Here is an 11,896-nt window from a genome sequence, read left to right as displayed (position 1 = left end):
CTACGAGGTTTTGCTCCAGTGCAGCTTTTCGCGCAGCATGAGGTAGTAGTCGTGCCCCACCGGATGCAGCAGGCGAATGGTGTCATTGGAACGGCTCAAGATGATTCTGTCGCCGTCGCGCAAATCGAAATGCGAATGGCTGTCGAAGTGCGCGCGCGCATCGCCGGAATCGTGCATGAGGATTTCGACGATGGAATCGCCACTCACCACGATGGGCCGGTTGCTCAAGGTGTGCGGGCAAACCGGCACCAGGGCAATCAGGCTCAACGACGGATGCACAATCGGCCCGCCGGAAGACAACGCATAAGCCGTGGAGCCCGTGGGCGTTGCCACTATCAGTCCGTCGGAGCGCAGGTTGTAGACAAACTGGCTGTCGATATGCACGTCGAACTCGATGAGGCTCCCCTTGGCGCCCTTGCTCACCACCACGTCGTTGAACGTCAGCACTTTGACCACGCTCTTGCTGTTGCTCATGATTTCAGCGGAAAGCAGCATGCGCTCCTCGGTCACATACTTGCCGTCGAGGATGGCGCCGATGGTTTCCAGCATGGTGTCCACTGAAATGTCGGTGAGAAACCCTAGCCGCCCCTGGTTGACGCCGACCAGCGCCACATCGTAGGGAGCGAAGGTGCGCGCGATGTTGAGCATGGTGCCGTCGCCGCCTAGCACGATGGCGAGGTCCGCCTGCTTGCCTATTTCCTCGAGTGTCAAAACCGGATAGTTGTTTTTCTTGAGATGCGCCGAGGTGAGCCGGTCCACCAGCACGGTCACGCCGCGGCCTTCCAGAAAGCGCGCGAGGCGCAGCAGGTGGCCGACGATTTCCGGGCTTTTGTATTTGCCGATGAGGGCGACGATTTTAAACGAATTATTCATCCGGGCATTAAAGCATATTTTATAGCCATCAGCCATCAGCTTTCAGCTTGAACGTAACGCAGCCGCGCCGCGGTTTGTGCTGACCGCTGATTGCCGACAGCTGAAAGCTGCTACAATAAATCGATGCTCAGCGAACGCGCGCAAATCCTGCTGAAAACACTGGTGGAACGCTACATCAGCGACGGCCAGCCGGTCGGCTCGCGCGCGCTTTCCCGGTACTCCGGGCTGGATTTGAGCCCGGCCAGCATCCGCAACATCATGGCCGGTCTGGAAGAAATGGGCTTTGTCGCAAGCCCGCATACTTCCGCCGGGCGCGTGCCCACGCCGCTCGGCTACCGCTTCTTCGTGGACACCCTGCTCACCATCCAGCCGCTCGACCAGGAGCAGATTGACCAGCTGGGAACCCAGCTGCAGACCGAAAACACGCAAAAACTCATGGCCTCGGCTTCACACCTGCTCTCCGACCTGACCCACTTCGCGGGCGTGGTGATGAACCCGAAGCGTCACAGCGCGACGTTCCGTCACATCGAGTTCCTGAGTCTCGCCGAAAAGCGCATCCTGCTCATCATCGTCACGCCGGAAGGCGATGTGCAAAATCGGATTCTCTTCACCGACAAAACCTACACGCCCTCGGAGCTCACGCAAGCGGCGAATTTCCTCAACCAGCACTACGCCGGCAAGACGTTTGATGAAATCCGCAGGGCGGTCCAGGACGAACTAAGACAGCTCCACAGCGACATGAGCCTGTTGATGACCGCGGCGCTGGAAGTCGGCAGCCAGGCCGTGTGGGAATCAGCCAGCGATTACGTGATTTCCGGCGAGCACAATTTGCTGCACGTGCAGGATCTTTCTTCCAACATGGCGAGGCTGCGCGGGCTCTTTGATTTGTTCGAGCAGAAAACCGCGCTGCTGCAACTGCTCGACAGCAGCGGCCGCGCTCACGGGGTGCAGATTTTCATCGGCGGCGAATCGGGACTGGTGCCGCTCGACGAGTGCAGCGTGGTCACCGCGCCGTACGAAGTGGACGGCCAGGTGGTCGGCACGGTCGGCGTCATCGGCCCGACGCGCATGGCCTACGAGCGGGTGATTCCCATCGTCGACATCACCGCCAAACTGCTTACCAGCGCGCTGTCGCAACACTGAGTGAACGGGTGAACGGGTGAACGAGCAAATGACCCCCTCTCCACCGCACACCGGGGGAGAGGGTCGGGGTGAGGGGGTTCACTTGTTCACCTGTTCACTTGCTCACTTATGAGTCACTTCGCGCCTGAACCGGTTTTTACGCACGGCGTGCCGGCGCAAACCGGCATTCTGCTGATTAACCTCGGCACGCCGGATGCGCCTACCGCCAGGGCGCTACGTCCTTACCTCAAGCAATTTCTCTCCGACCGGCGGGTGGTGGAAATCCCGCGCCTCGTATGGTGGCCGATTCTGCACGGCATCATCCTCAACACGCGGCCGAAAAAAACCGCCGCCAAATACGCCAAAATCTGGATGGCCGAAGGCTCGCCGCTCAGAGTTCACACCGAACGCCAGACGAAATTCCTGCGCGGCTACCTGGGCGAGCGCATCAAATCGCCTCTTACTATCGAATATGCGATGCGCTACGGCAATCCTTCAATTGCTTCCGCTCTCGCCCGGCTCGAGTTTTGCGAGCGCATTCTGGTGCTGCCGCTTTATCCTCAATATTCCGCCGCCGCCACCGGCAGCAGCTTTGCCGCGGTGTTCAGGGAATTAAGCCGCATGCGCAACACGCCGGCGCTGCGCACGGTGAAGCACTATCACGACCACCCGAGCTACATTGCGGCTCTCGCCCAAAGCGTGAGCGACTACTGGATGCAGAACGGCCGTCCCGACCAGCTGCTCATCAGCTTCCACGGCGTACCGCGCTACACCTTGGATAAAGGCGACCCTTACCACTGCGAATGCCAGAAAACCGGAAGACTTTTGGCGGAGGCGCTGGGATGGGACGAGGATCGTTATAGCGTGTGCTTCCAGTCGCGCTTTGGGCGCACGGAATGGCTGAAGCCTTATACATCCGAAGTACTGAGAAAGCTCGGCAAAAAACGCATTGAGCGCGTGGACGTAATTTGCCCCGGCTTTGTCAGCGATTGCCTGGAAACACTGGAGGAAATCGCCATCGAAGGCAAAGCGACATTCCTGGGCAACGGCGGCAAGGAATTCCATTTTATCCCCTGCCTCAACGAGCGCGGCGATTGGATGCACGCACTCTCTGAAATCGCGCTCGAGCACCTGCACGGCTGGGTTTCGGTGCAATACAACGCCGAAGCCGCCGCACAGGCGGGACGACTGGCGCGCGAGCGCGCGCTGGGCCTGGGCGCCAAAGCCTGAGCCTGTTCCAATCTTTAATTTCTATTTTCCCCTTGAAATCACTCGAATTGCCCCCAAGTTTATTTTCGTTTAACAGGAGAGAATGATGCAAAATTCTCATGAAAATCAGTTATCTACAGAGCCCACGCCTGAACCAGGGGTTGCGGCTCAAGAAAAAGTGGAGCAAAAAACCGAAACCATGCCCAGCCTGGAAGAGCTTTTGAAAAAAGCCGAACTCACAGCGGAAGAACATCACGATGCGTGGCTACGAGCAAAAGCGGAGGCCGAGAATATCCGAAAGCGTGCGCAAATTGAAATCGCCAGCGCGTACAAATATGCGATTGAAAATTTCTCGACGGCGTTACTCGCGGTGAAAGACAGCCTGGAAGCCACGCTGGCCGCGGAAAACGCCACTCCGGAGAATCTGAAAAGCGGCGTGGAGCTCACGCTGAGGCTCCTTGGCACGGCATTTGAAAAATTCAAAATCAGCGAAATTAACCCACGAGGCGAGAAGTTTGACCCGCATAAGCACCAAGCCATGACCACGGTGGAATCGGACGCGCCGCCCAACACCGTGATTAGCGTCATGCAAAAAGGCTACATGCTGCACGACCGCGTGATCCGCCCCGCGCTGGTGGTGGTGGGTAAGGCCAGAGAAACTTGAATTTCGCGCATTTCACCCTGATATAGCAAGCAACTGTTAACCATTCATCGTTAAGGAATCATCATGGCAAAGATCATCGGAATCGACCTGGGGACCACCAATTCCTGCGTCGCCATCATGGAGAGCGGCAAGCCCAAGGTGATTGAAAACTCCGAAGGCGCCCGCACCACCCCTTCCATCGTCGCCTACACCGACGAGGACGAGATTCTGGTCGGCGCCCCGGCCAAGCGGCAGGCGGTGACCAACCCGAAGAACACCCTGTTCGCGGTGAAGCGGCTCATCGGGCGGCGCTTCAGCGAAGGCGAAGTGAAGAAAGCCCTCAAGCACATGCCCTACAAAATCATCGAAAACAGCAACGGCGACGCCTGGGTGGAGGTACACAGTAAGAAAATCGCACCGCCTGAAGTTTCGGCACAGGTTTTAATGAAAATGAAGAAAACCGCCGAGGATTACCTGGGCGAGAAGGTAGAAGAAGCGGTCATTACCGTTCCCGCCTACTTCAACGACTCGCAGCGGCAGGCGACCAAGGACGCTGGGCGCATTGCCGGCCTCGAGGTCAAGCGCATCATCAACGAGCCGACCGCGGCGGCGCTGGCTTTTGGCCTGGACAAAAAGGAAGGCGACCGCAAGATTGCGGTGTACGACCTGGGCGGCGGCACTTTCGATATTTCCATCATCGAAATCGCTGTAGTCGAGGGCGAGCACCAGTTCGAGGTGCTTTCCACCAATGGCGACACTTTCCTCGGCGGCGAAGATTTCGACCAGCGCTTGATTGATTATCTCGCCGATGAATTCAAGAAAGAGCAGGGCATTGACCTGCGCAGCGACGTGCTGGCATTACAGCGCCTCAAGGAGGAGGCGGAAAAAGCCAAGATCGAGCTTTCCAGCACGCAGCAGACCGACATCAACCTGCCCTACATCACTGCGGATGCACGCGGGCCCAAGCACCTCAATATCAAAATCACCCGCGCCAAGTTCGAAAGCCTGGTCGAGGAGCTGATCGAGAAGACCGTCGAACCCTGCCGCATCGCCATCAAGGATGCGGGAATCAAAGTCTCCGATCTTTCCGACGTGATTCTGGTCGGCGGCATGACGCGCATGCCCAAAGTGCAGGAAAAAGTGAAGGAGATTTTCGGCAAGGAGCCGCGCAAGGACGTGAATCCGGACGAAGCGGTGGCGGTCGGCGCCGGCATCCAGGGCGGCGTGCTGCAAGGCGAAGTGAAAGACGTGCTGCTGCTCGACGTAACGCCGCTAAGCCTAGGCATCGAAACCCTGGGCGGAGTGATGACCAAGCTGATTCACAAGAACACCACCATCCCGACCAAGGCGCAGCAAATTTTTTCCACGGCGGATGATAACCAGACCGCGGTGACCATCCACGTGCTGCAAGGCGAGCGCGACATGGCCGCGGGCAACAAGAGCCTGGGTCAATTCAATCTCGCCGACATTCCGCCCGCGCCGCGAGGGCTTCCGCAGATCGAAGTGGCGTTCGACATCGATGCCAACGGCATCCTGCATGTCTCGGCGAAAGACAAGGGTACCGGCAAGGAGAACAAGATCGTCATCAAGGCGAGCTCGGGTCTCAAGGAAGAAGAAATCCAGCGCATGGTCAAGGACGCCGAGGCGCATGCCGAGGAAGACAAGAAAGCGCTGGAACTGGTGAACGCGCGCAACCAGTGCGACGCCCTCATTCATTCGGTGAAGAAATCGCTGAAGGATTACGGCGACAAGCTATCAAGCGACGACCAAGCCAAGATCGAGTCTGCGCTGAAAGAGGCTGAAGAAGCGCTGAAGAGCGACGACAAGGCCAGCATCGAAGCCAAGAGCCAAGCATTGGCCGAGGCTTCGCACAAGCTGGCGGAGCAAATCTACGCGCAGGCCCAGGCGCAGCAGGCACAGGCGGGCGCGGCATCCGCTGGCAGCGACAAGAAAGACGACGGCAATGTGGTCGACGCGGAGTTCGAAGAGGTAAAGGATAAAAAGTAATTTGGTGAACATGTGAACGAGTGAACGAGTGAACGGGTGGCTCATCTGAAGCGAAAGCATCGTGATCTGCTCGTTTGGCGAGAGTCCATTGAACTCGCCTTGCTCGTATACGGATTAACCGAGTCGTTTCCCAAGTCGGAGCTTTACGGCTTAACCTCGCAGTTGCGCCGGGCCGCGACTTCCGTACCCGCCAATATTGCAGAAGGCGCGGCGCGAACCGGAACCGGCGAATTGTTGCATTTTCTGAGCTTTGCAAATGGATCACTCTCTGAATTGGATACGCACCTGGAAGTCGCGTATCGGTTGGGATATCTCGCAAACAGGCAGGAGATTGATCAGAAGCTTGAACAGGTCTTTCGTTTATTGAGCGGTCCTATTGCTTCGTTACGGCGAAAGCGGTAATTGTCTCTGAATACTTGTACTCATTCACCCGTTCACTCGTTCACCTTAAAATGGCCAAAAAAGATTTCTACGAAGTGCTCGGCGTCAACCGCGACGCTTCCGATGAGGAAATCAAGAAGGCTTACCGCAAGCTGGCGATGAAATTTCATCCGGACCGCAACCCGGACAATCCCAGGGCCGAGGAGCAGTTCAAGGATGCCAAGCAGGCGTACGAGATTCTCTCCAATCCCGAGAAGCGCGCCGCTTATGACCAGTTCGGCCACGCCGGCGTCGATCCGCAAGCGGCGGGCATGGGCGCCGCGGGCGCGGGTTTTAGCGGCGGCTTCGCCGACGCTTTCAGCGACATTTTCAGCGACATCTTTGGCGGCGCACGCACGCGCTCCGGCGTTTATCGCGGCGCGGATTTGCGCTACAACCTGGAAATCTCGCTGGAAGAGGCGGCGCGCGGCAGCGAAACCCGCATCCGCATTCCCACCATGGCGGTATGCGAAACCTGCCATGGCTCGGGCGCGAAGCCCGGCACCAAGCCGGTCACCTGTACTACTTGCGGCGGACACGGCCAGGTGCGCATGCAGCAAGGCTTCTTTTCGATCCAGCAAACCTGCCCGAAGTGCCACGGCACCGGCAAGATGATTCCCGAGCCGTGCACGACCTGCCACGGCGCCGGCCGCGTCAAGCAGCACAAGACTCTGTCTGTAAAAATTCCCGCGGGAATAGATGACGGCGACCGCATCCGCTTATCCGGCGAGGGCGAAGCCGGCGTGAACGGCGGGCCGCCGGGCGATTTGTATGTGGTGACCCACATTCGGCCGCATCAGGTGTTCACCCGCGACCACAACGATTTGCACTGCGAAATGCCAATCAGCTTCAGCACCGCGGCCCTGGGCGGTGAAATCGGAATCCCCACGCTCGACGGCTACGCCAAAATCAAAATTCCGGCCGAAACGCAGACCGGCAAAGTGTTTCGGCTGCGCGGCAAAGGTATCCGGGGCGTGCGCAGCAGCGCCCATGGCGATTTGCTGTGCCATGTCATGGTGGAAACCCCGGTCAATCTCACCTCGCGCCAGCGCGAACTGCTGCAGGAACTCGAAGCGATCAATATCCGTGACGACGCGCGCCACAACCCGCGCGCAAAGTCATGGATGGATAAAGTGAAAGAATTTTTCGCACAATAACAGTAATCAAAAAATGGCGGGGGCCCACCCGTAATCCAAATTAGCATGTGCTGATTCCGGGACTACACAATATCAAGAAGCGCCGACTTGCATGCCGCGTATGCCGCGCCGTGCCGCCAACCAGTCCTGGAAGGACTCCAGATAAAGGTAAATGACCGGAGTGATGTAGAGCGTCAAAAGCTGCGAAAACAGTAGACCGCCAACCACCGCGAGCCCCAGCGGGCGGCGCGCTTCCGAGCCAGTGCCCACGCCTATGGCGATCGGCAGGCTTCCCATCAGCGCCGCCATGGTGGTCATCATGATGGGGCGAAAACGCACGATGCACGCCTCGTAAATCGCGTCGAACGGTTTCTTGCCATGCGCGCGCTGCGCCTCGATCGCGAAGTCGATCATCATGATGGCGTTTTTCTTGACGATGCCGACCAGCATGATGATGCCGACAAAGGCGTACATGTCCAGATCGTAATGAAAAAGCGAAAGTGTCAGCAGCGCCCCCAGGCCGGCGGTGGGCAGGCCGGAGAGAATGGTAACCGGGTGGATGAAGCTCTCGTACAAAATGCCGAGCACAATGTAAATCACCAGCACTGACATGAGAAGCAGATAACCCATGTTTTGCAGCGATGACTGGAAAGCCTGCGCCGCGCCCTGGAAGCTCGCGCTCAAGGTCGCCGGCGCGTTCATCTCATTTTTCGCTTTTTCAATGCGCTGAATCGCCTCGCTGAGCGAGACGCCGGGCTGCAGGTCGAATGAAATCGTCACTGCCGGCAGCTGTCCCTGGTGATTGATGGTGAGCGTGCCCACGCCAGGTTTCAGCCGCGCGACCGAGCTTAACGGCACCAGCTTGCCCCCGCCTGAGCGCACATAGAGCATCGACAGCGCTTGAGCGTCGGCCTGGTACTTCGGATCGAGTTCCATAATCACCCAGTATTCGTTGCTCGGCGTGTAAATGGTGGAAACCTGGCGCGAACCGTAGGCATCGTAGAGCGCGCCTTCGATCTGTTGCGAGGTTACGCCCAGCGCGGAGGCCTTGTCGCGCTCGATTTCCACCAGCACCTGCGGGTTGGAAATCTGCAGGTCGCTGGTGACGTCGCTGAATCCCGGCAGTTGCTTGAGCTTCTCCTCAATCAGCGGCACCCAACGGTAAAGCACTTCGGTGTCGGCATCCTGCAGCGTGTACTGATACTGGCTCTTGGTGAGCACGCCGCCGATGCGGATGGTCGGCAGGTTCTGCAGATACGCCTTGATGCCGGGGATGGTCTGCATCTTCGGCCGCAGCTCTTGAATCACCTCATCGGCGGCCAGCCGCTGATGGCGCGGCTTCAAGCGGATGAAAATGCGCCCGAGGCTCAATGACTGGCTGGAACCACCGGCGCCGATGAACGACATGAGCGATTCCACGTTGGGATCGTTGCGGATAATCTCGGCGACTGTTTGCTGCTGCCGGGACATGGCTTCGAACGAGATGTCCTGCGCCGCTTCCGTGAACACAAACAGCTGACCGGTATCCTCGCTCGGCAAAAAACCCTTGGGCATCTTCACAAACAGCCAGCCAGTAGCCACCACAATGGCCGCAAACATGAGCAGGGTAAAGCGCTGGTGCGCCAGCACCCATTTGAGAGTCGCGTCGTAGAGGCGCTTCATGCCTTCAAAGAAAGCCTCGCTCATTGCATACAGCCGGCCGTGCCGCTGCTGTAGCTGCGGCCGCAGCAGGCGGCTGCACAGCATCGGCGTGAGCGTCAACGACACGAAACCGGAAATCAGCACCGCGACGATGATGGTCACGGCAAACTCATGCAGCAGTTTCCCCAGCACACCGCCCATGAAAAACACCGGGATGAACACCGCCGCGAGCGAAAGAGTCATGGACAGAATGGTGAAAGCGATTTCCTTCGAGCCGTTGAGCGTCGCCTGCAGCGGGGACTCGCCCTGCTCCACGTGGCGGGTGATGTTTTCCAGCATCACAATCGCGTCATCCACCACGAAACCCACGCATAGCGTGAGCGCCATCAGGGACAGGTTGTCCACGCTGTAGCCCAGGAGGTACATGAAAGAGAAGGTGCCGATGATGGAAAGCGGCAGCGCCAGGCTGGGAATCACCGTTGCCGACAGATTGCGCAGGAACAGGAAAATCACCAGCACCACCAGCACCAGCGCCAGGAACAGCGAGAACTGCACGTCGCCCACCGAAGCGCGGATCGATTCAGAACGATCGTAAAGAATATTCATGTTCACGCCGGCAGGCAGTTCGGCGCGGAACGTCGGCAGCAGTTTCCTGATGGAGTCCACCACCTCGATGGTGTTGGTGCCTGGCTGCCGCTGAATGCTCAACACGATGCCGCGCGCGTCGTTGTACCAGGCCGCGACCTTGTCGTTCTGCACGCTATCGATGACCCGCCCGAGCTCATGCAGCCGCACCGGGGAACCGTTGCGGTAGGTGACGATGGCCGCGCGGTAGGCGGCGGCATTTTGTAATTGTCCGGTGGCCTGGATGGTCACCGTGCGATGCTGGCCGGAGAGCGTGCCGGTAGGCAGATTGACGTTGTGCTGGTCGAGCGCCTTCTCCACTTCGTCGATGCCGATGCCTTTCGCCGCCAGCAGATTGGGGTCGAGCTGCACGCGCACGGCGTATTTCTGCGCGCCGAATACCTGCACTTGCGCCACGCCGTTGATCATGGAAATGCGCTGCGCCAGCAGCGTTTCCGCATATTCATCAACGGTGGAAAGCGGCAGCATGTCGGAAGTCAGCGCCAGATAAAAAATAGGCGCATCCGCCGGATTTACCTTGCGATAGGACGGCGGGTTGGTCAGCGTGGGCGGCAGCTGCCGCCCGGCGGCGGAAATCGCCGCCTGCACGTCCTGCGCCGCGGCATCGACGTCGCGGTCCAGCGAAAACTGCAAAGTGATCTGGGCGCTGCCGAGCGCGCTCACCGAGCTCATCGAATCGAGTCCCGCAATCGTCGAGAACTGCTTTTCCAGCGGCGTCGCCACCGCCGAAGCCATGGTCTCGGGGCTCGCGCCCGGAAGGTTGGTGGAAACCTGGATAGTGGGAAAGTCGACGTTGGGCAGCGCGCTTACCGGCAGAAAACGGTAGCTGATGAGCCCTGAAATCAGAATTCCGGCCATGACCAGGATGGTCATGACCGGACGCTTCACGCAAAGCTCAGGGATGTTCATGAACCGGCCTGCGTGGTTTTGAGTTCAACCTTGGCCCCGGGCGTGAGACGCAACTGGCCGCTGGTCACCACTTTTTCCCCCCCCGACAGGCCTTTGGCAATAACGGTTTGTCCGCCGTCCGCCCAAGCCACCGCCACATTGCGCACTTCGGCGGTGAAATCGGGCTTGACTACAAATATATACTGGCCCTTGGGACCGGTTTGCACCGCCTGGCTTGGCACCACCAGCGCATTCTGCTGCTCATACAACGTGAGTGCGACATGGGCAAACTGGCCGGGCCACAGCAGCTTCTCCTGGTTCTCGAACAGCGCCTTGAGCTTGATCGTGCCGGTCGCCGGATCCACGCTGTTGTCGATAAACACGAGCATGCCGGTGATCGGCGGCGTACCGGTGTCGGGCAAGGTCACGGCAACGTTCAACGTCCCTTGCGTCTGGTAGCGGCGGATTTCGCTTAGGTTTTGCTCGGGCACGGAGAAATTCACGTAAATCGGGCTGATTTGATTGATCACCACCAGTGAATTGGTATCGTTCGCTTTCACCAGATTGCCTTCCTGGATCATGATCTTGCCGGTGTGGCCATTGATCGGCGAGCGGATCCTGGTGTATTCCAGCTGCACTCTGGCATTTTCCACCGCCGCCTGGTCGGCGCGGGTGGTGGCTTCAGCGGCGTCGCGATTGGTGCGGATCTGCGCATAGAATTCCTTCGAAACGAAATTCTTGTTCAGCAAATCCTGGTAGCGCCTCTCCTGCGCGCTGGCGTTTTCCAGCTGCGCCTTGCCGCGCAGCAAATTGGCTTCGGCCTGGCGCAGTTGTGCTTCGAAGGGGCGCGAGTCGATTTCAAACAGCAGCGCGCCCTTCGGCACCTCCTGCCCTTCCTTGAAATGCACCTTGACGATCTGGCCGTCCACTCGCGCCTTCACTGCGACAGTAGCGTAGGCTTCCACATTGCCGATGCCGCGAATGCGCACCGGCATGGTTATCTTTTCCACAGCGGCGACGGTCACCGGCACCGCCGGTTCGAGCACCTTGTTGGGCTTGGCCTGGGAGTCCTGCCCGCTACAGGCCGGGAGGAGGATGATCAGGCCTGCCGCCACCAGGGCGGCGGCAACCGGCGATGCTCTTGGATTTGGGTTGGAATAAAACACGTCTTGCTTCTCTTCGCGTGCGGTCAAGAATTAGAAAGGATTCAAGGAATAAAGTTGCGGCCGGCGACTTGCCATAATCTACACTAAACGGCAGCGCCGGTGTTGCCCGGAGGGATTAAAAAGCCTAAAGGGAAGGAAACCGATGC

9 protein-coding genes are annotated in these 11,896 nt (G+C 58.8%); 6 read left to right on the top strand and 3 right to left on the bottom strand.

What is annotated here, in order from left to right; all coding sequences use genetic code 11:
* Nucleotides 1–909, bottom strand: a complete 909-nt coding sequence (locus tag VHE58_06045) for an NAD kinase (protein HVS26846.1) — start codon at nucleotides 907–909, stop codon at nucleotides 1–3.
* An 87-nt stretch (nucleotides 910–996) separates the two neighbouring features.
* Between VHE58_06045 and hrcA the strand changes: the two genes are divergently transcribed.
* The 6 genes from hrcA (at nucleotide 997) to dnaJ (ending at nucleotide 7,431) form a co-directional block, all read left to right on the top strand.
* Entirely contained in the window at nucleotides 997–2,016 is a 1,020-nt protein-coding gene (gene hrcA, locus VHE58_06040; protein ID HVS26845.1) for a heat-inducible transcriptional repressor HrcA, read from the top strand.
* Nucleotides 2,017–2,124: 108 nt separating this feature from the next.
* The gene (gene hemH / locus VHE58_06035) at nucleotides 2,125–3,225 is read left to right on the top strand and encodes a ferrochelatase (protein ID HVS26844.1); all 1,101 of its coding nucleotides are present in this window, start codon (nucleotides 2,125–2,127) and stop codon (nucleotides 3,223–3,225) included.
* 85 nt (nucleotides 3,226–3,310) lie between these two features.
* Nucleotides 3,311–3,868: a nucleotide exchange factor GrpE gene (gene grpE / locus VHE58_06030; protein ID HVS26843.1), complete on the top strand. Its 558-nt coding sequence runs from the start codon at nucleotides 3,311–3,313 to the stop codon at nucleotides 3,866–3,868.
* Nucleotides 3,869–3,931: 63 nt separating this feature from the next.
* Complete coding sequence (gene dnaK / locus VHE58_06025; protein HVS26842.1) at nucleotides 3,932–5,854, top strand: molecular chaperone DnaK; 1,923 nt, start codon at nucleotides 3,932–3,934, stop codon at nucleotides 5,852–5,854.
* A gap of 36 nt (nucleotides 5,855–5,890) precedes the next feature.
* Nucleotides 5,891–6,256: a four helix bundle protein gene (locus tag VHE58_06020; GenBank protein ID HVS26841.1), complete on the top strand. Its 366-nt coding sequence runs from the start codon at nucleotides 5,891–5,893 to the stop codon at nucleotides 6,254–6,256.
* Nucleotides 6,257–6,306: 50 nt separating this feature from the next.
* On the top strand, nucleotides 6,307–7,431 hold the full coding sequence (gene dnaJ / locus VHE58_06015) for a molecular chaperone DnaJ (protein HVS26840.1): 1,125 nt from the start codon (nucleotides 6,307–6,309) through the stop codon (nucleotides 7,429–7,431).
* A gap of 72 nt (nucleotides 7,432–7,503) precedes the next feature.
* Here dnaJ and VHE58_06010 read toward each other — a convergent pair whose 3' ends face one another.
* Together VHE58_06010 and VHE58_06005 are read right to left on the bottom strand one after the other, a co-directional pair.
* On the bottom strand, nucleotides 7,504–10,605 hold the full coding sequence (locus VHE58_06010; GenBank protein ID HVS26839.1) for a multidrug efflux RND transporter permease subunit: 3,102 nt from the start codon (nucleotides 10,603–10,605) through the stop codon (nucleotides 7,504–7,506).
* Entirely contained in the window at nucleotides 10,602–11,777 is a 1,176-nt protein-coding gene (locus tag VHE58_06005; protein HVS26838.1) for an efflux RND transporter periplasmic adaptor subunit, read from the bottom strand. The genes VHE58_06010 and VHE58_06005 overlap by 4 nt, the downstream gene beginning before the upstream one ends.
* Between the last annotated feature and the right edge of the window lie 119 nt (nucleotides 11,778–11,896).

The organism is Burkholderiales bacterium (genome assembly GCA_035543335.1).
Classification (GTDB): domain Bacteria; phylum Pseudomonadota; class Gammaproteobacteria; order Burkholderiales; family JAHFRG01; genus JAHFRG01.
This window is presented reverse-complemented; position numbering and strand designations above follow the sequence as displayed.

Excerpts from the sequence above, each read along its gene's own strand:
- VHE58_06045 (HVS26846.1), bottom strand. The coding sequence starts at position 909 with ATGGCTGATGGCTATAAAATATGCTTTAATGCCCGGATGAATAATTCG.
- hrcA (HVS26845.1), top strand. The coding sequence starts at position 997 with ATGCTCAGCGAACGCGCGCAAATCCTGCTGAAAACACTGGTGGAACGC.
- hemH (HVS26844.1), top strand. The coding sequence starts at position 2,125 with ATGAGTCACTTCGCGCCTGAACCGGTTTTTACGCACGGCGTGCCGGCG.
- grpE (HVS26843.1), top strand. The coding sequence starts at position 3,311 with ATGCAAAATTCTCATGAAAATCAGTTATCTACAGAGCCCACGCCTGAA.
- dnaK (HVS26842.1), top strand. The coding sequence starts at position 3,932 with ATGGCAAAGATCATCGGAATCGACCTGGGGACCACCAATTCCTGCGTC.
- dnaJ (HVS26840.1), top strand. The coding sequence starts at position 6,307 with ATGGCCAAAAAAGATTTCTACGAAGTGCTCGGCGTCAACCGCGACGCT.
- VHE58_06010 (HVS26839.1), bottom strand. The coding sequence starts at position 10,605 with ATGAACATCCCTGAGCTTTGCGTGAAGCGTCCGGTCATGACCATCCTG.